The organism is Massilia sp. CCM 8734 (assembly GCF_011682155.1).
Taxonomy (GTDB): Bacteria; Pseudomonadota; Gammaproteobacteria; order Burkholderiales; family Burkholderiaceae_D; genus Telluria_A; species Telluria_A rubra.
This window is the reverse complement of sequence record NZ_WHJI01000007.1, coordinates 61,893-81,868: the sequence shown is the minus strand read 5'-3', so window position 1 is coordinate 81,868 and position 19,976 is coordinate 61,893. Positions and strand designations below refer to the sequence as shown.

General features: G+C 66.5%; 19 protein-coding genes and 1 riboswitch. Of the genes, 12 read left to right on the top strand and 7 right to left on the bottom strand.

Annotated features, from left to right (window positions below; translation table 11 throughout):
• Window positions 1-32: 32 nt before the first annotated feature.
• From tolB to F2P46_RS08930, 6 genes are all read right to left on the bottom strand, one after another.
• Window positions 33-1,298: a Tol-Pal system beta propeller repeat protein TolB gene (gene tolB, locus F2P46_RS08955; RefSeq protein WP_166887748.1), complete on the bottom strand. Its 1,266-nt coding sequence runs from the start codon at window positions 1,296-1,298 to the stop codon at window positions 33-35.
• Window positions 1,291-2,352 (bottom strand): cell envelope integrity protein TolA, encoded by a 1,062-nt coding sequence (tolA, locus tag F2P46_RS08950; protein ID WP_166887745.1) that lies wholly within the window; start codon window positions 2,350-2,352, stop codon window positions 1,291-1,293. Before tolA ends, tolB begins: the two co-directional genes overlap by 8 nt.
• Before the next feature lie 5 nt (window positions 2,353-2,357).
• Window positions 2,358-2,792: an ExbD/TolR family protein gene (locus F2P46_RS08945; RefSeq protein WP_166887743.1), complete on the bottom strand. Its 435-nt coding sequence runs from the start codon at window positions 2,790-2,792 to the stop codon at window positions 2,358-2,360.
• A 12-nt stretch (window positions 2,793-2,804) separates the two neighbouring features.
• Entirely contained in the window at window positions 2,805-3,494 is a 690-nt protein-coding gene (gene tolQ / locus F2P46_RS08940; RefSeq protein WP_166873229.1) for a protein TolQ, read from the bottom strand.
• A 29-nt stretch (window positions 3,495-3,523) separates the two neighbouring features.
• Window positions 3,524-3,928 carry a tol-pal system-associated acyl-CoA thioesterase gene (gene ybgC / locus F2P46_RS08935; protein WP_166873232.1) on the bottom strand — a complete coding sequence of 135 codons (405 nt, stop codon included), beginning with the start codon at window positions 3,926-3,928 and terminating at the stop codon, window positions 3,524-3,526.
• 233 nt (window positions 3,929-4,161) lie between these two features.
• Complete coding sequence (locus tag F2P46_RS08930; protein WP_166887740.1) at window positions 4,162-4,908, bottom strand: SDR family oxidoreductase; 747 nt, start codon at window positions 4,906-4,908, stop codon at window positions 4,162-4,164.
• Between the two features lie 130 nt (window positions 4,909-5,038).
• Window positions 5,039-5,149, top strand: a riboswitch (ZMP/ZTP riboswitch).
• 102 nt (window positions 5,150-5,251) lie between these two features.
• On the opposite strand from F2P46_RS08930, the gene glyA reads away from it, so the two are divergent.
• From glyA to F2P46_RS08875, 11 genes are all read left to right on the top strand, one after another.
• The gene (gene glyA, locus F2P46_RS08925; RefSeq protein WP_166887737.1) at window positions 5,252-6,499 is read left to right on the top strand and encodes a serine hydroxymethyltransferase; all 1,248 of its coding nucleotides are present in this window, start codon (window positions 5,252-5,254) and stop codon (window positions 6,497-6,499) included.
• A gap of 34 nt (window positions 6,500-6,533) precedes the next feature.
• Window positions 6,534-7,001 carry a transcriptional regulator NrdR gene (nrdR, locus tag F2P46_RS08920; RefSeq protein ID WP_166887735.1) on the top strand — a complete coding sequence of 156 codons (468 nt, stop codon included), beginning with the start codon at window positions 6,534-6,536 and terminating at the stop codon, window positions 6,999-7,001.
• Between the two features lie 158 nt (window positions 7,002-7,159).
• A complete protein-coding gene (gene pilV / locus F2P46_RS08915; protein ID WP_166887732.1) occupies window positions 7,160-7,738 on the top strand; it encodes a type IV pilus modification protein PilV in 579 nt (192 codons plus the stop codon).
• Window positions 7,735-8,682 (top strand): PilW family protein, encoded by a 948-nt coding sequence (locus F2P46_RS08910; RefSeq protein WP_166887618.1) that lies wholly within the window; start codon window positions 7,735-7,737, stop codon window positions 8,680-8,682. The genes pilV and F2P46_RS08910 overlap by 4 nt, the downstream gene beginning before the upstream one ends.
• Window positions 8,683-8,688: 6 nt before the next feature.
• Entirely contained in the window at window positions 8,689-9,309 is a 621-nt protein-coding gene (locus F2P46_RS08905; RefSeq protein ID WP_166887729.1) for a PilX N-terminal domain-containing pilus assembly protein, read from the top strand.
• On the top strand, window positions 9,306-13,130 hold the full coding sequence (locus F2P46_RS08900; RefSeq protein ID WP_166887726.1) for a pilus assembly protein: 3,825 nt from the start codon (window positions 9,306-9,308) through the stop codon (window positions 13,128-13,130). The genes F2P46_RS08905 and F2P46_RS08900 overlap by 4 nt, the downstream gene beginning before the upstream one ends.
• A gap of 23 nt (window positions 13,131-13,153) precedes the next feature.
• Window positions 13,154-13,603 (top strand): type IV pilin protein, encoded by a 450-nt coding sequence (locus F2P46_RS08895; RefSeq protein ID WP_166887724.1) that lies wholly within the window; start codon window positions 13,154-13,156, stop codon window positions 13,601-13,603.
• Window positions 13,600-14,169: a GspH/FimT family protein gene (locus tag F2P46_RS08890; RefSeq protein WP_166887721.1), complete on the top strand. Its 570-nt coding sequence runs from the start codon at window positions 13,600-13,602 to the stop codon at window positions 14,167-14,169. The genes F2P46_RS08895 and F2P46_RS08890 overlap by 4 nt, the downstream gene beginning before the upstream one ends.
• 309 nt (window positions 14,170-14,478) lie before the next feature.
• Window positions 14,479-15,555, top strand: coding sequence for a bifunctional diaminohydroxyphosphoribosylaminopyrimidine deaminase/5-amino-6-(5-phosphoribosylamino)uracil reductase RibD (gene ribD, locus F2P46_RS08885; RefSeq protein ID WP_208296557.1), 1,077 nt, complete (start codon window positions 14,479-14,481; stop codon window positions 15,553-15,555).
• 6 nt (window positions 15,556-15,561) lie between these two features.
• Entirely contained in the window at window positions 15,562-16,191 is a 630-nt protein-coding gene (locus F2P46_RS08880; RefSeq protein ID WP_166887716.1) for a riboflavin synthase, read from the top strand.
• Between the two features lie 73 nt (window positions 16,192-16,264).
• Complete coding sequence (locus F2P46_RS08875) at window positions 16,265-16,723, top strand: GNAT family N-acetyltransferase (protein ID WP_166887713.1); 459 nt, start codon at window positions 16,265-16,267, stop codon at window positions 16,721-16,723.
• A gap of 1 nt (window position 16,724) precedes the next feature.
• On the opposite strand, the gene F2P46_RS08870 is transcribed toward F2P46_RS08875, so the two are convergent.
• Window positions 16,725-17,663: a GlxA family transcriptional regulator gene (locus F2P46_RS08870; RefSeq protein WP_166887711.1), complete on the bottom strand. Its 939-nt coding sequence runs from the start codon at window positions 17,661-17,663 to the stop codon at window positions 16,725-16,727.
• Window positions 17,664-17,956: 293 nt separating this feature from the next.
• On the opposite strand from F2P46_RS08870, the gene F2P46_RS08865 reads away from it, so the two are divergent.
• Entirely contained in the window at window positions 17,957-19,903 is a 1,947-nt protein-coding gene (locus tag F2P46_RS08865) for a S9 family peptidase (RefSeq protein ID WP_208296554.1), read from the top strand.
• The last annotated feature ends 73 nt before the right edge of the window (window positions 19,904-19,976 follow it).

The following is a 19,976-nucleotide window of genomic DNA, read 5'->3' as shown; positions in this document are numbered from 1 at the left end:
TAAAAATAGCGTGAACGACGTTGATACTGCGATTACTTCATGAAGGGACCCCAGTTGGGCTCCCTGATGTTTCCTGCCTGGGTTGTTAAGCGCTGCTTGACCCTTCCATCGACCGACACCACAGCCAGCGAAGTACGGCCGCCGCCTTTGGTTGCGTACATGATGTATTTGCCGTTGGGCGAAAAACTCGGTTCGGTGGCCGCATCGGCCAGGCGCAGTTCCTGGCCGCTGGCCAGGTCCATCGCATAGAGGGAATAGCCACCGTCACGCTGGGAGACCCAGGCCAGGGTTTTGCCGTCCGAGGAGACGCGCGGGCTGATATTGTAACTGCCATTGAAGGTCACGCGCTGCGCATTGCCGCCAGCGGCTGGCATTTTGTAGATTTGCGGACCGCCGCTGCGGTCGCTGGTGAAATAGATGGTCTGGCCGTCGGCCGAAAATTGCGGCTCGGTGTCGATGCCGTTACTGTTCGAGACGCGGCGCAGGCCGCTGCCGTCGATGCCCACCACATACACCTGGGTGTGGCCGTCTTTCGACAAGGCCATCGTCAGGCGCGTGCCGTCGGGCGACCAGGACGGAGCCGAGTTGCTGCCTTTTTCATTGACCACGATCTTGCGCGCGCCGGTCACCAGGTCCTGCACGTAGATGATCGGTTTACGCTTTTCGAACGAGACGTAGGCGACCTTGCTGCCGTCCGGCGACCAGGCCGGCGAGATGATCGGTTCGTTCGAGCGCACCGCCACCTGCACCGCTTCGCCATCGGCATCGGCAATTTCGAGGCGGTAGTCGCGCGCACCGCGGTTTTCGTTGACGTAGGCGACGCGGGTGGCGAAGGCGCCGCGGCTGCCGGTCAGTTTTTCGTAGATATCGTCGGCGATCTTGTGGGCCGACAGGCGCGTGTATTTCGCTTGCGCGGACTGGGTCATGCTCGAGAGCTGATGGGTCTTGATGGTGTCGTGCAGCTTGTAGCGCACTTCGAAACGCCCGTCGGCCAGCTTTTGCACGCTGCCGACCACCAACGCATCGGCGCCGCGCGACTTCCACTGGCCGTAGTCGACCGGGGACGCTTCGGACAGGGTGCTGCCAGCGTCGATGATCTTGAACATGCCGCTGCGTTCGAGGTCGGCGCGGATGATGGCCGAGACCTGCGCGGGCGCCACGCCTTCTTCGGCAAAGGCGGCAATCGCGATGGGAATCTGGTTGCTGCCGACGCCGACCACTTCCACGCGCATTTGCGCGTAGGCCGAGGAACCGGTGATGAGGGCACCGGTCAATATCAATGTGCTGAGTTTAGTCATGGCTTTTTTGGGTTTCCTTCAATTTGAATGCGGCGGGAACTGACGGGTCTACCGTACCATCTTTTTTCTTCGGTAGCGGTGACGATTTGGCGATCGCGTTCTCGACCGCCTGGTCGTACGCCGGTACGCCACTGCTCTTGATCTTCTTGACCGACTTGATCTCACCGGTCGGCCATTGTTCGATCTGGTACACCGCTTGCGGATCGCCCGGCATGCTGGTGCTGCCCGTGTAATTCAGGTTGCTCTTGATCTTGGCGCCGATCGCGCCGAAATAACTCGGGTCGCCTTTCGGTGCGCTGCGCTTGTCGGCATCGCCATTGCCGCCGGTGTCGCCGGTGATGCGGCGCATTTCGGCGTCGCGCAGCTTGTCGAGTTTTTTCTGCTCCTCGGCCAGTTTCTTGTCCTTGGCGGCTTTGTCGGCCTTGGCCGCCTTGTCCTGGGCCTGCTTGTCCGCGAGCTTGTCCTGTTCCTGCTTTTGCTGCTCGAGTTTTTGCTGCTCGAGCTTTTGCTGTTCGAGCTTTTTCTGGTCGAGCTTCTTCTGATCGGCCAGTTTTTTCTGGTCGTCGAGTTTTTTCTCTTCGCGTTTCTTTTGCTCGGCCAATTCCTTGCGGGCCAGTTCCAGCTTGAGCTTTTCCTCGGCCAGGCGCTGCTCCTGCTGGAGTTTTTGTTGCTTGAGTTTCTTCTCGCGTTCGAGCGCAATATCGGGCGGCTTGACGGCGGGCGGCTTCTCCACCGGCTTCTCAGGCGGTTTTTCGACCGCTCTCTCGACCGGTTTCTCGACTGGTTTCTCGACCGGCTTGGGCGGCGTCACCGCTTTCACTACGCGCGGCGGCGGTTCCGCTTGGGCCAGGGGCGCAGCGTCTTGCACTTGCGGGTCCCACAGTTCCGCCTCGGTTGTGGTCGGCGCCACGTTCTGCCAGTTGATGCCAGCCCACAGGAACAGCAACAGACCGGCGTGCACGGCCAGCGCCAGTACGACCGAGGGGACGCGGCTCGGCTCGGGCGGCACGGTGTAGGGGCCGCCCGGATTAGCGGCGGGAGTGAGGGGCGCCATCGTCTTCACTTGGTGGCAAGGCCGACCCGGTTGATGCCCATTTTTTTCGCTTCGGAAACGAGCTGGATCACGTCGTCGTATTTGCTGTCGCGGTCGCCGGCGATCATCACCGGGTATTCCGGATGCTCGGCGTGCAAGGTGCGCAGGCGGCGCATCACGGCGTTACGGTTCGGCAATTCCTCGGCCGCGGCGCTGTTTTTGCCGTTGATGCCGATGCTCAGGCTGGCGTTCGGTTTCAACACGATCTGGATGTAGTCGTCCGGCGGCAGGGCGGATTTCTCCGCGCTCGGCAGGTTGATCACGCTCGGGCTGTTAGCCGGTGGCACGACCATGAAAATGATCAGCAACACCAGCATCACGTCGATGTAGGGGACGACGTTGATCTCGGACTTGAACTTGCGTTTGCGTCCGCCGCGCAGGCTGCTGGAAAACGATGCCATGAGTGCCTCCGATCAGCGCGACTGGCGCTGCAAGATGTTCGAAAATTCTTCGACGAAGCTCTCGAAGCGGATGGCCAGGCGGTCGATATCGTGCGTGAAGCGGTTGTAGGCGACCACGGCCGGAATGGCCGCGAACAGGCCGATGGCGGTCGCGATCAGCGCTTCGGCAATGCCGGGCGCCACGGCGGCCAGGGTCGCCTGCTGCACGTTGGCCAGGCCGCGGAAGGCGTTCATGATGCCCCACACGGTGCCCAACAGGCCGATGTACGGCGAGACCGAGCCGACCGATGCCAAAAAGTTCAGGTGCGAATCGAGGGCGTCGAGTTCGCGCTGGAAGGCGGCGCGCATGGCGCGGCGGGCGCCGTCGAGCACGGCGCCGGTGTCGAGCGGATCGCGCTGCGGGGACGCTTGTTTGCCCTTGATGAATTCGCCCATGCCGGCTTCGAAGATGCGCGCCAGCGCGCCGCTCTGTTCGCGCGTGGTGCTGGCGTTCTGGTGCAGGGTATGCAGGTTGCCGCCGGCCCAGAAGCTGCGTTCGAACTGTTCGGTCTGCTGGCGGGCGGCGCGCACGGCGAAGGCCTTGCGGAAGATATAGGTCCAGCTCATGATGGACAGGCCCAGCAAGAGTGCCATGATCAATTGCACGATCAAGTGCGCGTTACCGATCAGGGCGATAAAGGAAAGGTCTTGGGCTGCATTCATTGGCGTTGGATTTTTCTAGGTGTGAAGTGTCAGGCGGCACGCATTTTAGCAGCGGTAGCGTCGGGCAGGGCGCGTGGACGCAGGGTGACCGCGTCGACGCAGCCCACTTTGACCGTCGCGCTGGCCAGCAATACGTCGCCGTGCCAGGCTTGCTGGAGGAACTGGACCGATGCGCGCCCCAGTTTTTCTATACTCAATGTCAAGTTTAATGCATCATCAAGCCGGGCTGGCGCGTGATAGTCGATGCTGGCGTTCTTGACGACGAAAATCGCGCCGTGTTCGTCGCGCAGCGCCTGTTGGCCGACGTTGGCCGCACGCAGCCATTCGGTGCGCGCGCGTTCGAAGAATTTGAGGTAGTTCGCGTAAAAGACGATGCCGCCGGCGTCCGTGTCTTCGTAATAGACCCGTACCGGCCAACTGAATACTGAGGGCATTTCATTTGCCATAAGTGAATATCGGAAACATTTTACGCGGTTTTTTGCTGTAAATGTACGCAAGCGTACATAAAGATGGCGCCCAGCGGCCCGGATGGCGCACAAGTAGACGTGAGCCATGGCGAAGTGCCAAGTTCTGTAACAATCGCTTACATGGGCGAGTAGTCGTGTTACGCGGCCGCAGCTCCCGCCCATACCCTCGTCGTTCCCGGCCGTGCCGGTAACGACGAAAGTTACGTCCGCTTGATCGCAAACGGCCCGAACCCCTGGCAGGTCGGCATCATCTCGATCGTATTGATATTGATATGCGGCGGCAGTGTGGCGATCCAGAACGCGGTGGCGGCGATATCCTTGGCCGTCAGCGGCTGCGTGCCTTCGTACACCTTGGCCGCTTTCTCATCGTCGCCCTTGAAGCGCACGTTCGAAAACTCGGTTCCGCCGCACAAGCCCGGCGCCAGGTTGGTCGCGCGCACGCCCGTGCCGGCCAGGTCGGCGCGCAGGTTCAGGGTGAACTGGTCCACGAATGCCTTGGTCGCACCGTACACATTGCCGCCCGGGTAAGGGTAGTTGCCGGCCACCGATCCCAGATTAATGATCAGCCCGCTTCCGCGCTCGACCATGGCCGGCAGCAGCGCGCGCGTCATCGTCACCAGGCCGGTGCAGTTGGTGGCGATCATGGTTTCCCAATCGGCCAGCGGGGCTTCGTGGGCCGGCTCGGTGCCCAGCGCCAGGCCGGCATTGTTGATCAGCACATCGACCTGGCGCCACGATTGCGGCAACATCGACAAGGCTTCGTTGATCGACTCCTTGCAGGTGACATCCATGACGATCGGCAAAGCCAGGTCGCCCAGCTCGGCCGCGAGGGCATCCAGGCGGTCCTTGCGGCGCCCGCTGATGACGACTTGATGGCCGTTGTTGACGAAGGTACGCGCCATTTCGGCGCCGAAGCCGGCCGAGGCGCCGGTGATGAAAACGATCATAGTGGTGTCCTGGAGAAGTGCAAAGCTGTGCCGGATTGTAGCCCAAGTGACCCGATTGGCCGCTACCTGCCATTTAGGCAATCCCATTCCTTGCCCTATTCAAGGACTTAACTTACAATTTGGGCTCCATTACGTCTCACGTAACTGGCGAAAAGTCGCGGCGCATTGCTGCCTGGCGGCGAAAGGTGGGCATCCACCGGGGAACGTGAGATTTCATCAGCCGTTCGCCTGGGCAGCCACCGATGGAAGCGCACGATGAGGCTGCCTGTTCCATTTCCGACGGCTCCCCTCATTCGATCCTTGCAATCAGGTGCCTCGCACTCTTATCGATTGGAGTTTTTTCATGTTTTCAAAAGAACACACGCTCGCCCATGTTGACCCGGAATTGTGGGGCGCGATCCAGAAGGAAAACGCACGCCAGCAAGATCACATCGAACTGATCGCGTCCGAGAACTACACCTCGCCGGCCGTCATGCAAGCCCAGGGCTCGCAGCTGACCAATAAATACGCCGAAGGCTATCCAGGCAAGCGCTACTACGGCGGCTGCGAATTCGTCGACATCGCGGAACAACTGGCGATCGACCGTGTCAAACAACTGTTCGGCGCCGAAGCGGCCAACGTGCAGCCGAACTCCGGCTCCCAGGCCAACCAGGGCGTGTTCTTCGCCATGCTCAAGCCGGGCGATACCATCATGGGCATGTCGCTGGCCGAAGGCGGCCACCTGACCCACGGCATGGCGCTGAACATGTCGGGCAAGTGGTTCAACGTGGTGTCGTACGGCCTGACCGAGCAGGAAGACATCGACTACGACGCCATGGAGCGCCTGGCGCATGAGCACAAGCCGAAAATGATCATCGCCGGCGCATCGGCGTTTTCGCTGAAAATCGACTTCGAGCGTTTCGCCAAGGTCGCCAAGGCAGTGGGCGCGTACTTCATGGTCGACATGGCGCACTACGCCGGCCTGATCGCCGCTGGCGTCTACCCGAACCCGGTGCCGCACGCCGACTTCGTCACCTCGACCACGCACAAGTCGCTGCGCGGCCCGCGCGGCGGCATCATCCTGATGAAGGCCGAGCACGAAAAGGCCATCAATTCGGCCATCTTCCCCGGCATCCAGGGCGGCCCGCTGATGCACGTGATCGCCGGCAAGGCCGTTGCCTTCAAGGAAGCGCTGGAGCCGTCGTTCACCGAGTACCAGAAACAGGTCGTCAAGAACGCCGACGCGCTGGCCAAGGCGTTGATCGCGCGCGGCCTGCGCATCGTGTCCGGTCGCACCGAGTCGCATGTCATGCTGGTCGACCTGCGCGCCAAGAACCTGACCGGCAAGGAAGCCGAAGCCTTGCTGGGCGCCGCCCACATGACCTGCAACAAGAACGGCATCCCGAACGATCCGCAAAAACCGTTCGTGACGTCCGGCATCCGCCTCGGCAGCCCGGCCTTCACCACGCGCGGCTTCAAGGAAGAAGACGCCACCACGGTCGGCAACCTGATCGCGGACATCCTCGACAATCCGAACGACGCGGCAGTCGTGGAGCGCGTCAAGGCCGAAGTCAAGAAGCTGACCGACAAGTATCCGGTCTACGCGGCTTGATCTAAGCGACACTCACAGCAGCAGCCCCGGCCCCATGAAATGTCCCTTCTGCCAGCATGAAGATACGCAGGTCCTCGATACGCGCGTATCCGAGGAGGGCGATTCGATCCGGCGCCGGCGCCGCTGCGTCAAGTGCGACAAGCGCTTTACCACTTATGAACGGATCGAATTGTCGATGCCGATCATTGTCAAGAAAAACGGCAGCCGCACCGAGTACGCCTCGGTCAAGCTGCGCGGCAGCCTGATGCTGGCGCTGCGCAAGCGGCCGGTGTCGGCCGAGGCCATCGATCAGGCCGTCGCGTCGATCGAGGAAAAACTGCTCACCAGCGGACAGCGCGAGGTCGATACCGGCCACGTGGGCGAGCTGGTCATGCAGGAACTGAAACGCCTCGACAAGATTGCCTACATCCGTTTCGCGTCCGTGTATAAAAACTTCGAAGACCTGGCCGAGTTCCAGGAAGCTATTGCCGAAGTAGGTCACGAGCGCAAACCGCGTAAATAGTTCAGCTCACACTCTTGAGGCAGGCCATGCGCGCCTGCCCTCAGCACTGTTAACGTAGCTCCCAAGCGATCCAGATCACACCACCACCGACCTTGCAGCCCTGGCTGACAGGCTGCGGCGGCATGACCGGGCGCGTCGTTCAACGTTGCGGGGGAGTCATGCGCGCATTGCGAAATCATGTCGCCGGCGGATTCACGCTCATCGAAGTGCTGGTGGCGCTGGTGCTGCTTGCCATCGGCATCCTGGGCGCGCTCGGCACCCAGGTCGCGGCGCTGCGCACCCGCCAGGAGTCGAGCCTGATGTCGCGCGGGATGCATCTGGCCAGCGGCCTGGCCGAACGCATGCGCGCCAATGCCGCGCAAATGCGCCTGGACGACGCCATCAATCCCTATTTGCAACTGCGCTACGAGGCGGGCGAGGGCGCGCCGCCGCCCGCGCCCTCCCAGTGCTACGGGGCGGGTCGTTGCGACAGTGCGCAACTGGCGCGCTTCGACATCGCCGATACGGTGGCCGCGCTGCACGCCGGCTTTCCGGGCGGGCGTATCGCGGTGTGCCGCGACGCCGTCGTGTGGGACGATGCGGGCCAGGCGCTGGCGTGGGAATGCGCCGGCGCGGCCGGGGCGCCGGTGGTCATCAAGCTCGGCTGGCATGTCCGCTCCGCGCAGCGCGCCGGGCCGGGCGCCGCCGCGTCCTCCGCTCCAGCGCTGGCGGTGATGCTGGGCACGGGGGCGCCGTGAGGGCGCGCCCCGCTTTGCGATGGCTGCGCCAGGCCGGCCTGGGCCTGGTCGAACTGATGGTCGCGCTGGTGCTCGGCCTGCTGGTGACCCTGGCGGCTGCGGCGCTGCTGGTGTCCGCCCAGTCCGGCTACGCCGCACAGAACGCACTGGCGCAGACCGACGACGCCGGCCGCTTCGCGCTCGAGGCCATCGAACGGGCGGCGCGCCAGAGTGCCTGGGTCGATCTCGAGCGCGAAGGCGCGCCGCCATCGTCCGCCGCGACGGCCGCCCGCATCGGCGGGCTGGACAACCATGTGCTGGCGGGCGGCGGGCCTGGCATCGCCGCCGCGCGACCGGGCGGCGTCAACGGCAGCGACGTGCTGGCGCTGCGCTTCGACGGCGCGGGAGCCGGACCCGATGGCGACGGCAGCGTGCTCAGCTGCGCCGGCTTCGCGGTCGGCGCCGCTAACGAGGGCTGGAGCATTTTCTATGTCGCTCCGGATGCCGCCGGCGACGCCGAACTGCGCTGCAAATACCGTGGCCAGAAGGGCTGGCGCAGCGAGGCGCTGGTGGGCGGGGTCGATACCTTCCAGGTCCTGTACGGGCTCGACACCGACGAGCCCGGGGACGGCTTGCCCGACCGCTACCTGGCCGCCGCGGCCGTCAACGCGCTGGACGCCTCCCTGATACTCGACGGCGCCACCCCGGCAGAGCGCGAGCGCGACCTGCGCCGCAAAACCCACTGGAAGCGCGTGGCCAGCGTCAGGGTGGCGCTGTTGCTGCATGGCGCGCCCGGCGGCGCCGGCGGGCGCGAACCGCTTGCCTACGAGCTGTTCGGCCCCGGCTACAGCGGCGCCGATGACCCAGGCACGCGCATCGACGAAGCACGCCTGCCGCCAGCGCAGCGCTGGCGCGAGCGGCGCATCTTCGCCACCACCATCGTAATGCGCAACGCGGCCCTGTGAAACGCCATGCCAACCCTTCCTTGCCGAAGTGACCGCCAACATGGCGCCGTGCTGCTGACAGCGCTGTTCGTGCTGCTGGCGCTGATGATCCTCGGCGTGTCCGCCGCCCGTAGCGCGCTGAGCAGCGAAAAGTCGGCGCGCCACGAACGCGACCGCCAGATCGCATTCGGTGCGGCCGAGGCCGCGCTGGCCGACGCCGAACACGATATCGAGGGCGGCAGCGATCCCTCATCCCAGCGCGCGGCACTGTTTTCGCGTGGCAATGCGCTCGGCTTTGTCGACGGCTGCGGGGCCGAGCGCGAGCTCAATGCCGGCCTGTGCCTGCACGTGCCGGGGCAGGCGGCGTGGCAGCATGCCGATCTGTCGGGCAATGACGCAAGGCCGGCGGCTGGCGTGGCGTACGGCCGCTTTACCGGTGCGCAGCTGCCGTCGGGCAAGGGCACGCTGCCGCTGCGAGCGCCGCGCTACCTCATCGAACTGTTGCCGCACACCCAGGCAGGGGCCGATGCCGCCCGTCCGCCAAGCAACTTTTATCGCATCACGGCGGTCGGCTTCGGCGCGCTCGATGCGACCCGGGTGGTGCTGCAAACCTTCTACCTCAAGGCGGCGCCGGAGGAGGGGGCATGAACGCCATCCTTCAACGCTTGCGGGCGCCGTTACTCACTGCACTGCTGACCTTGCTGCTCGCTTGCTGGACCTGCGCGGCCGGCGCCGCGCCGCCGCTGTTGCAGGTACCCGACGGCGTGCTCGGCGCACCGGGCCAGATGCCGCCTAACCTGCTGATCAATCTGTCGCTCACGTTCGACGACGCCGGCGCGGCCTATCGCGGCGAGTATGCGAACGCGACCGATTATCCCGGTTACTTCAATCCGCGCCTGTGTTACCAGTATCCGATGAAGGCGCACTCGCGTTCGGTGCGCGAGCCCGACCTGGACGAACGCCTCGGGCATTTCGCGCCGCTCGGGCCGGCGCGGGCGGACCATGGCTGCGGCGGCGATGCGTTCAGCGGCAATGTGCTGAACTGGGCCACGGCCTCGACCCTCGACCTGGTGCGCCTGGGCCTGACTGGCGGCGACCGCGTGATCGACGACGCCGGCATCACCGTGCTGCAACGCGCCTGGTTGCCCGATGGCGCGGCACATGTCGATTTTTACGCGAACGCCCTGCATTTCCCGCGCAAGATGCTGCCCGCCGCCGAGAGCGCGGCGCTGACCCCGTTCGGCAAAACCGACCTGTATATCGTGTCGTGCCGCAATCGGGTGCTCTTCAGCGGCACCAACAAAGGCAAAAGCTGCGACGCACCCCGTTATGGCACGGACGGTACGCGGCTGGTGTCCGATAAATTCCATGGCGAATTTCTTGCACGTGTGCGCGTCTGCACGCCTGAGGACAGCGCCAGCCGGCCGGCCTTGTGCCGACCGTACGGCGGCGCCTTCAAACCGGAAGGCGCGCTGCAACGGCACGCCGGGAGCGCGCGTATCGGCGTGATGGCCTACGCGGCAGGCGAGCGCCAGCAGGGCGGCGCGCCCGATGGCGGCGTCCTGCGCGCACCGCTCAAGTTCATCGGCGCCCAGGCCATCGACGCCCCAGGCTACGAGGCGCAGCCCAACCCGCGTGCCGAATGGAGCGACCAGACCGGCGTGTTCGTCCCCAATCCCGATCGCGGCGACGGCGCGGCCAGCGGCAGCATTGCCGCCATCAACCTGGCGGGCAGGAGCAAGCCGGCCAGCGCCGGCAGCTACGCCGTCGGCGACCCCGGCGCGGAACTGTATTACGAAGCGCTGCGCTATTTGCAGGACCGCGAACCGGGCGCGGCAACTGGTGGCGTCGCGCCGGATGGCTTGCCGGTGTGGGCTAGCCGCAGCGACCCGGTGAGCGCCGCCTGCCAGCGCAACGTGATCGCCACCATCGGCCACCCGGCCTTTATCGACGACCGCCACGTGCCGGGCAACACCCGGACCGGGCGCAACGACGCCGCGCGCGCCGCCGATACCTTCGCCGTGGTCCGTTTCGACGTCATGCAGGCAACGCGCCGCGTTGGCGACATGGAAGCCGACCGTGGCGGCGCCTACGGCAACAGCGCGCCCCGGTCCGATTTGAGCGGGCTCGACATGCTCAGCGACGGGCCGAACAAGGCCGGCAGCCTGTACCTGGCCGGCGCGGCCTGGTGGGCGCACACCAACCCGATCCGGCGCGACAAGCCGGTCACCGTCACCAGCATGGCGCTCGAACTCGGCATACCGGCACGCGAGGGCGCCAGCGCGCTGTACCTGGCCGCCAAATACGGCGCCTTCGACGACCGCAACGGCGACGCCAATCCCTTCATCACCAGTGGCGAGCGGCGCGACGATACGGAGTGGCGTGGTGCCGGCGGCGTCCCCGCCGGCTTCTTTGGCGCCAGGGACGCGTTTGCGATCGGACCGGCCATCGACGCCCTGTTCGCCGCTGCGGGTAACAGCGGCGGCGACACGCCCGGTGCGCTGGTGGCCAGCCCTGTCGGCAAGGGGCGCGGCTTCGTGCTCCAGGCCAGCGGCGACCTGTCCAGGGCCAGCGGCAGCCTGCGGCGGCGAGCGCTTACCGTGGGCAAGGACGTCCTGCCGTCCATCTCGGACAAGGTGGAATGGGACGCCGCCGAACTGTTGACCGGCAACGATGGCGTGCGGCCAGCGCTGCCGCCCCGTACGGCGCCGGCGGCGCGCAAGATCTACACCTTGGCCTACCGGCCCGACAAAACGGTGACGATCCCGTTCGACTGGGCCAGCCTGCCGCAGGAAATGCGCGCCGTGCTTGACGTTGCCCTTGCCGGCGGCGCGCCGGACGGACTGGGCGAAGCGCGCACGGCCTTCCTGCGTGGCGAGCGCGGCAGGGAAGCCGGCCAGCCGGGCGGCGTCTTGCGGCGCCGCGCCAGCGTGCTCGGTGATGTGGTTCACAGCGTGCCCCTGCTGGTCGGGCCGCCGCCGCCATCGCGCGGCGAGCCGGCCTATCTCGACTTCTACAAGCGCCAGCGCGCGCGGCCCGGCGTGGCCTATGTCGGCGCCAACGACGGCATGCTGCACGCTTTCGACGCCGCCACCGGTGTCGAACTGTTTGCCTACGTGCCGCACGCCTTGACGCCGGCGCTGGCGCGGCTGGCCGACCCCGGCTACCGCCACCGACCCTATGTCGACGCCAGCGCCGGCAGCGGCGAAGCGCTGCTCGACGGGCGCTGGCGCACCATTCTCGCTTCGGGCATGGGCATGGGTGCGCGCGGCGTCTTCGCGCTCGACATCTCCGACCCGGCCGCCTTCGACGCCGGCCTTGGCGCGCTGTGGGAATTCACCGGGCGCGACGACCCGGCCATGGGCCATGTCGCCACGCCGCCGCAGGTCGCCAGGTTCCGGACCGCCGTCAAGGATGGCGTGCCGCAGTACCGCGACTTTGTCGTCGTCGCCAGCGGCATCAACAATGGCCTCGGGGATGGCGGCGGCGCGCTGTTCCTGCTCGCGCTCGACAAGCCGGCCTCCGCGCGCTGGCAGCGCGGCGTCAATTACTACCGCTTCATCACGCCGGCGTCCGATCCGGCGCAGCCCAATGCGCTCTCGCCCCCGGCGCTGGCGCTGGCCGGCGATGCCAGCGTGCGCCATGCCTACGCGGGCGACTTGCAGGGCCGGCTGTGGCGTGTGGATTTCAGCGGACCGGCGCCATGGAACTCGGCGGTGTCGCCGCTGTTCGACGCCCGCGACGCCGGCGGCAGGCCCCAGCCCATCGCGCACGCGCCCCGCATCGTGTTCGCCCCCGGTGGCGGCTACCTTGTGCTGTTTGGCACCGGCAAGTTCATCGAACCGGCCGACACCCAGCGCAGCAGTTTCCTGCCGCAATCGTTTTACGCCGTCCACGATGCCTTGGGCAAGCAGCCACCGCTGTCGCGCGCGCGGCTGGCGCCACGCACCCTGAGCGGCACGGCGCGCTATGCGGTGGCGGGCGCGCCCGCCGAACTGGACGGGATGGACGCGCCAAAAGGCTGGTTCTTCGATTTCCCCCGGACCGCCCTCGACGGCGAGCGCGCCGCCGCCAGCCCGGTAACGCGCGGAGGCGCCCTGATCGTCGACACCTTGCTGCCTGGCGCCGACCCGTGCAGTGCGCCAGCGTCGCGCAGCTATGTGCTCGACGCGCTGAGCGGCCTGGCCATCGGCGCCGACGGCCGGGTGCGTTCCGGCGAAAGCACGGGCGAGCGCTACCCCACCTTGGCCGGCGTGCCGCCGCTGCTGATCGAGACCAGCACCAGCACCGGCGCGCGCGGCGCCAGCGGGCGAGCCGAGGCGGCGCACACCTACGCCATCGTGCGCCCGCAGGACGGCGGCAAGGCCGTGCCGGCGCAGCAGGTCGGCATCCGCACCCCGTCGCGCCGCCTCGGCTGGCGCGAGGTGCACAACTGGCAAGACCTGCACGATGCGGTAAAGAAAAAGTAACCACCCAAGCAAAGGAGCCGGCAATGAAACGCAGTCGAGGCTTTACCCTGATCGAAACCATGATCGCGATGACCATCATCGCCCTGCTGGCCGCGCTGGCCTATCCCGGCTACCAGGGCTTCGTGGTCAAGGCGCGCCGTACCGAAGCCCAGGCGGTCCTGCTCGACCTGATGCAAAAGCAGGAGCGCTATTACACGCAACACAACCGCTACCTTGCGTTTTCGGCCGACCAGGGCGGGCCGGAACAAGAGCGCTTCAAATGGTGGTCCGGCGGCAGCGCGAAGTCGAGCGCCTACGAACTGCGCGGCAAGCCGTGTGCCGGCCAGGCGATCGCGCGCTGCATCGTCATCGAAGCCATACCCGGCACCGACAGGGTCGACGCCACGTTCCGCGATGGCGAATGCCAGATCCTGACGCTCGACAGCGCCGGCGAACATACGGCCAGCGGCAGCGCCACCGGTTGCTGGCCATGAAGCACGCAAGCGCGCCGCCGGGGAGCGCGTTTTCGCTGGTCGAGCTGATGGTGGTGTTGCTTGTCGCCGCCATCGGGCTCACCGTCGCCGTCCCGGACATGCGCGCCATGATCCGCCTGTACCAGCTCAACGCCGCCGTGAACGACTTGTCCGGCGCCATCGGCACGACGCGTGCGCAAGCGATGGCGCGCGGCCAGCGCGTCGTTCTCGCACCGCTTGAGCCCGCCGGCGCCGACTGGAGCCTGGGCTGGGTGGCGTTTGTCGACCACGACGGCGACCGCCGGCCGGGCGCCTCCGACGAGCTGATCGTCACGCACGGCCCGGTGGGGAAGGGCATTGTGGTCAGCGCCGTGTTTTCCAGCCAGAAGCTGCCGGATTACCTGGCTTACAACAGTGCCGGGCGCAGCTGCACGGCGACCAGCAGCGCGGCGGCGCGCTGGGGCACCTTGTCGCTGTTTCAGGGCGAGCAAACGCGGCGCATCAAGATCAACATGCTCGGCCGCGCCCGCGTGTGCGATCCGGCCCGGGACGGCGCCAATTGCGAAGGGGAAGAGGAGGAGTCTTAGCGCTGACCTTGACAACCGGCGGCGCGATTGCCTTGTCGCCGGCGTCGCTTGCATCGGCACTCGCGCGCCGCTTGCATTGGCGCCGGCGCGGCGCTTGCATTGGCCGCTTGCTTTGCGCCGCTGTCGCGCTTGCCGTCGTCGACGGCGTAGCGTCTGCCTCGTCACGGGCGCGGGTAAAGCAGGGCCAGATCCAGGCTGCGAAAAAGCAGGCATCGCAGCCTCCCCGGCGGGAACGGCTGTCTTGGCGTAAAATCGCGGTCAGCCATTTACGCTGGGACACTTGTGCAATTACTTACTGATTCAGCAGCCATGACCCTGGCCCTCGACTGGGCCGCCAAAGGGCTGTACACCACCTCGCCGAACCCGCGTGTCGGCTGCGTCATCGTGCGCGACGGTGTGGTCATCGGCGCCGGTCACACGCAACCGGCCGGCCAGGCGCACGCCGAAATCGACGCCCTGCGCGACGCCGAGGCCCGCGGTAACGACGTGCGCGGCGCCACCGCTTACGTCACCCTGGAGCCGTGCAACCATTTCGGCCGCACGCCACCGTGTTCGGACGCCCTCGTGCGTGCGGGCCTGGGCCGCGTCGTCGCCGCCATGGTCGACCCCAATCCCCTGGTCGCCGGGCAAGGGCTGGCCAAGCTGGCGGCGGCCGGCATCGCCGTCAGTTCCGGACTGCACGAAGCCGAAGCGCGCGAACTGAACATCGGCTTCCTGTCGCGCATGCAGCGCGGCTTGCCGTGGGTCCGCCTCAAGACCGCCGCCAGCCTCGACGGCATGACGGCCTTGCACAATGGCGCCAGCCAGTGGATCACGGGCCAGCAAGCACGGGCAGACGGCCATGCATGGCGCGCGCGCGCCTGCGCCATTCTCACCGGCATCGGCACCGTCAAGGCCGACGACCCGCAACTGAACGTGCGTGCCGTCGAAACCACGCGCCAGCCGCGCCGCGTCATCGTCGACAGCAAGCTCGAGATCGACCCCGCCGCGCGCGTGCTGGCCGGCGCGCCGAGCTGGATCGTGGCCGCCGTGCCCGATCCCGGCAAAGAAACCGTGCTGCGCACCGCCGGCCACGACATCATCCTGCTGCCCAACGAGAGCGGCAAGGTCGACCTGCCGGCCCTGATGCGCGAGCTGGGCCGGCGCGACATCAACGAACTGCACGTCGAAGCCGGCACCAGGCTGAACGGATCGCTGATCCGCGAGGGTTGCGTCGACGAACTGCTGGTCTACCTCGCGCCGAGCCTGCTCGGCGAAGCCCAGGGCATGTTCGCGCTGCCCGCCCTGACCAGCCTCGACCAGCAAAAGCGCCTGCGCTTTCACGATATTGCCCCGCTGGGCGAGGATCTGCGCATCCTCGCCCGCTTTACCCATACCAAGGAATAGACCAGCATGTTTACAGGAATCGTCGCCGCCGTCGGCAAGATCAGCTCCGTCCAACCCCTCGAAGGCGGCCTCGACGCAGGCGTGCGCCTCGACATCGATGCCGGCGGCCTGCCGCTGGCCGACGTCGCCCTGGGCGACTCCATCGCCATCAACGGCGCCTGCATGACCGTGGTCGCCAAAACCGACGCCGCCTTCAGCGTCGACGTCTCGCGCGAAAGCCTCAACTGCACGGTCGGCCTCGACGCCCCGGGCGAAGTCAACCTCGAAAAGGCGCTGACCCTGGCCGAACGCCTGGGCGGCCACCTGGTGTCCGGCCACGTCGACGGGCTGGGGCTGGTGCACCGCTTCGAGGCCGTGGGCGAATCATGGGAACTAGTCATCGACGCCCCGCACGAGCTGGCCAAGTTCCTCGCCTTCAAGGGCTCGGTGGTCATCAACGGCGTCTCGCTGACGGTGAACCGGGTGGAAGACCTGGACGCCGCCTCGGGCAAGCTGTGCCGCTTCTCGATCAACCTGATTCCGCACACCATCTCGGTCACCACGCTCAAGCACTTGCGCGCCGGCAGCAAGGTCAACCTGGAAATCGACCTGATCGCGCGCTACGTCGAGCGCATGCTCTCGGTCGGCAAATCCTGACCGCGAGCATGGTATCCATCCGGCGGCGCACCCGCGTCGCGCCGCCAACCCCAGCGCCACCGAAAGCCGCCGCATGACGATCACCCTGCAAGCTGTTACCGAAGACAATTTCGACACCCTCATCGAGCTGCCCCTGCTGCCGGAGCAGCAGGACTACCTCGCCAGCAATGCCTACTCCATCGCCCAGGCAAGTTTCTATCCCAACAGTTTCTTTACGCGCGCCATCTGCCTTGACGACAAGCCGATCGGTTTCCTGATGTATGTGTCGCTGGCCGATGAAGGCCAGCCGGGCGAGTACGCGATCTACCGGTTCATGATCGACAGCGGCGAGCAGGGCAAAGGCTACGGCCGGCGCGCGATCGGCCTGGCGCTCGACGAGATCCGCAGCCGTCCCGATGCGACGGTGATCCAGATCTGCTACTGGCCGAGCAACCCGGTGGCAAAAGACTTTTACGCCAGCCTGGGCTTCGTCGAAACCGGGCTGGACGAACAGGGTGAGATGTATGCGGAAATCCGCCTGGGCGGCGCTTAGTTTAACTCGACCGGAAATTTTGCCGGTAATGTTGGGGACTGGTGCCGACCTGTTTGCTGAAACACGCCCGCATGGCCGCGCTGGTGCCGAATCCGGTAGCGTTGGCAACTTGCTCGACTGACAGCGCACTCGTTTCCAGCAGATACTGGGCCCGCCGCACGCGCGCGCCCAGCAGCCATTGCAGGGGCGAGGTGCCGGTTTGCTCCAGAAAGCGCCGGCTGAGCGTACGCTTGCTCAGCGCGGCATGCGCGGCGATGGCCTCCAGCGTCAACGCGCGATGCAATTGCGACTCCATCCATTTCAGCACCGGCTGCAGCGCCAGCGACGATGACGGTTCCGGATGCACGATGAACTGGGCCTGGCCGCCGCCACGTTCGGGCGGCATCACCGCCGCGCGCGCGGCGTCGGCCGCGACGGCGGCGCCGTAGTCGCGCCGCACCAGGTGCAGACACAGGTCGAGCCCGGCTGCGGCGCCCGCCGAGGTCAGCACCTTGCCGTTATCGACGAACAGCACGTTCGGGTCCACGGTCACGGTGGGAAAACGGCGCGCCAGTTCGCTTGCCGCCATCCAGTGCGTGGTGGCGCGCTGGCCATCGAGCACACCGCTCGCCGCCAGCAGAAAAGCGCCACTGCAAATCGAAGCGATCCGCGTCCCGCTGGCGGCAGCGGCCCTGATCGTGGCCAGCACCGCTTGCGACACCGGCGCGTCGATGTCGTCGATGCCCGGAATGATCAAGGTGTGCGCGCCGCCCGCATGGCTCAGGTTGAATCGTGTGTGCAAGTCGAACAGCCTGGCCGCGACCGACGGCGCTTCGCCGCAAACGATCACTTCGTAAGCCGCAGGCAAGCCCGCCACGCGAACGCGGCTGAACACTTCACAGGCCGTGGCCAGATCAAAAGGAATGACGCCGTGCGGCGCCAGGATGACGATTTTATGCATGGCGCAATTCTAGCGGCCCTATGCTGTCGTGTCAGTGCCAAGATAGGGTTTGGCGCGATCCTTGCGCAATATGGCAATCGAGCCAATGTACCGACGCGGCGCAAGGGATTGAGCGGTGATGGACGATGCCGACGCTTGCCACTGGCCGATACAAAGCAAGGCGCAGTACGCCTTGGTAGCGCACGGCGCAATCGTATATATTGAAGCCGCTGAAAGCGTCGTCCCGGATTTCCTGGCCGATCATTGTCCGCCTCTTACAAGAGCCGGCAGAATCCCACATACATAAACTCACTATGTCACAACTCAACACAGTCCTGTTCTCGGCCATGCTGGCCGGCGCCATCGCACCCGCATGGGCGGCCGAGCCGGCGGCCCTGCGCGACTACCGCGCCCTGGCGATCAGCCCCGACGGCAAACGCATCGCCGCGCTCGAATCGCTCGACCCGGGCGGCCTGCCGCTGCGCCCGCACGCCGTCGTGGTCGTGCGCGACGCCGCCAGCGGCGCCATCGTCGCCCAGTACGACCCGTGCGCCACCTGCATCTACGACCATCCCGCCTGGTCGCCCGACCGGCAAGCGCTGGCCTTCATCAGCGCCGATGCCAGGGCCGGCACCGCCACGCTGTACATCGCCGGCGCTGCGGGCGCCGCGCCGGCCGCCGTCATCAAGGGCGTGGCCAGCACCGCGCGCTGGTCGCCGGAAGGCAAACGGATTTCGCTGCTAGCCACGGCGGGCGCCAAAAAGCTCCCCGGCGCGGTCGAAGCCGGGGCGCGCCAGGTCGGCGAAATCGGCGTGCAGGAAGACGCCCAGCGCCTCGCGGTGGTCCCCGCGAACGGCGGCGAACTGACCATGGTGTCGCCGCCCGACAGCTATATTTACGAGTACGACTGGACCCCGGACGGCAAAGGCTTCGCCGTTACCAGCGCCAAGGGCAATGGCGACAACAACTGGTGGGTCGCCACGCTCGGCCATGTCGACATCGCCAGTGGCGCGCTGCGCGTGCTGGCCGCCCCCAAGATGCAGATGAATATCCCGCGCGTCTCGCCCGACGGGCGCAGCGTCGCCTTCATCGCGGGCCTCATGAGCGACTTCGGCTCGGTCGGCGGCGACGTCTTTACCGTGCCGCTGTCCGGCGGCGAACCGCACAACGTCACCCCGCGCTTCGCCGGCTCTTTTAACGGGCTGGCGTGGCAGGGCAAGCAGCTGATCGCCTCGGCGCTGGTCGGCAGCGAGCATGCGGTGCTCGCCATCGACCCGGTCAAGCGCGGCACGCGCACGCTCTGGTCGGGCGCGGTCAGCGCAAGCGGTTCGCGCCAGGGACGTTTTGTGTTCAGCGCCGACGGCGCCATCGCCGCCTCCGTGCACGAAGACTTCGCGCGCGCGCCGCACATCGTCGCCGGACGCCTGCCGCACCTGGCCGCCATCACGCGCGACAACGACGGCTTTGCGCCGCAGGTGCGCGCCACCAGCGTCGAATGGAACAACGACGGCTTCAGGATGCAGGGCTGGCTGCTCGCGCCGCTGGCGACCGAGCCTGGCAAAAAACATCCGATGGTGGTGCAGGTGCATGGCGGGCCGGCGTCGGCCGCCTCGCCGCGCTTCGTCTCCGATGGGGAACAGGCCAACCCGCTGCTGCGCGACCTCACGCGCAAGGGATACTACGTGTTCCTGCCCAACCCGCGCGGCAGCTTCGGCCAGGGCGTCGCCTTCGGCAGCGCCAACAAGCGCGATTTCGGGGGAGGCGACTGGCGCGACATCCTGGCCGGCATCGACGCCGCCGCCAAAAGCGCGCCGGTGGACGCGGGCCGGCTTGGCCTGATGGGACACTCCTACGGCGGCTTCATGACCATGTGGGGCGTGACCCACAGCCAGCGCTTCAAGGCCGCAGTGGCCGGCGCCGGCATCGCCAACTGGATCAGCTACTACGGCCAGAACGGCATCGACCAGTGGATGATTCCCTTCTTCGGCGCCTCGGCCTACGACGACCCGGCGGTGTACCGGGCGGCCTCGCCGATCGAGTCGATCAAGGCCGCGAAGACGCCGACCTTGCTGTACGTGGGCGAGCGCGATGTGGAAACGCCGGCGGTGCAATCGATGGAATTCTGGCACGGCCTGCGCGCCATGGGCACGCCGACCGCGCTGGTGATTTATGACGGCGAAGGCCACGCGATCCGCAAGCCCGAGCACCAGCGCGACCAGCGTGCGCGCACGGTGGGGTGGTTCGAGCGCTATCTTAAATAGGAGTGAGAATGCCGGGCGGCTGTAGTCGTCCGGTATCGGCAATCGGAGCTCGAACGCCCGTTAGCGAGCGCAT

Excerpts from the sequence above, each read along its gene's own strand:
- glyA (WP_166887737.1), top strand. The coding sequence starts at position 5,252 with ATGTTTTCAAAAGAACACACGCTCGCCCATGTTGACCCGGAATTGTGG.
- F2P46_RS08890 (WP_166887721.1), top strand. The coding sequence starts at position 13,600 with ATGAAGCACGCAAGCGCGCCGCCGGGGAGCGCGTTTTCGCTGGTCGAG.
- pilV (WP_166887732.1), top strand. The coding sequence starts at position 7,160 with ATGCGCGCATTGCGAAATCATGTCGCCGGCGGATTCACGCTCATCGAA.
- tolB (WP_166887748.1), bottom strand. The coding sequence starts at position 1,298 with ATGACTAAACTCAGCACATTGATATTGACCGGTGCCCTCATCACCGGT.
- F2P46_RS08895 (WP_166887724.1), top strand. The coding sequence starts at position 13,154 with ATGAAACGCAGTCGAGGCTTTACCCTGATCGAAACCATGATCGCGATG.
- F2P46_RS08870 (WP_166887711.1), bottom strand. The coding sequence starts at position 17,663 with ATGCATAAAATCGTCATCCTGGCGCCGCACGGCGTCATTCCTTTTGAT.
- F2P46_RS08945 (WP_166887743.1), bottom strand. The coding sequence starts at position 2,792 with ATGGCATCGTTTTCCAGCAGCCTGCGCGGCGGACGCAAACGCAAGTTC.
- F2P46_RS08900 (WP_166887726.1), top strand. The coding sequence starts at position 9,306 with ATGAACGCCATCCTTCAACGCTTGCGGGCGCCGTTACTCACTGCACTG.
- ybgC (WP_166873232.1), bottom strand. The coding sequence starts at position 3,928 with ATGCCCTCAGTATTCAGTTGGCCGGTACGGGTCTATTACGAAGACACG.
- nrdR (WP_166887735.1), top strand. The coding sequence starts at position 6,534 with ATGAAATGTCCCTTCTGCCAGCATGAAGATACGCAGGTCCTCGATACG.
- F2P46_RS08875 (WP_166887713.1), top strand. The coding sequence starts at position 16,265 with ATGACGATCACCCTGCAAGCTGTTACCGAAGACAATTTCGACACCCTC.
- tolA (WP_166887745.1), bottom strand. The coding sequence starts at position 2,352 with ATGGCGCCCCTCACTCCCGCCGCTAATCCGGGCGGCCCCTACACCGTG.
- ribD (WP_208296557.1), top strand. The coding sequence starts at position 14,479 with ATGACCCTGGCCCTCGACTGGGCCGCCAAAGGGCTGTACACCACCTCG.
- F2P46_RS08880 (WP_166887716.1), top strand. The coding sequence starts at position 15,562 with ATGTTTACAGGAATCGTCGCCGCCGTCGGCAAGATCAGCTCCGTCCAA.
- F2P46_RS08905 (WP_166887729.1), top strand. The coding sequence starts at position 8,689 with ATGCCAACCCTTCCTTGCCGAAGTGACCGCCAACATGGCGCCGTGCTG.
- F2P46_RS08865 (WP_208296554.1), top strand. The coding sequence starts at position 17,957 with ATGTCACAACTCAACACAGTCCTGTTCTCGGCCATGCTGGCCGGCGCC.
- F2P46_RS08930 (WP_166887740.1), bottom strand. The coding sequence starts at position 4,908 with ATGATCGTTTTCATCACCGGCGCCTCGGCCGGCTTCGGCGCCGAAATG.
- tolQ (WP_166873229.1), bottom strand. The coding sequence starts at position 3,494 with ATGAATGCAGCCCAAGACCTTTCCTTTATCGCCCTGATCGGTAACGCG.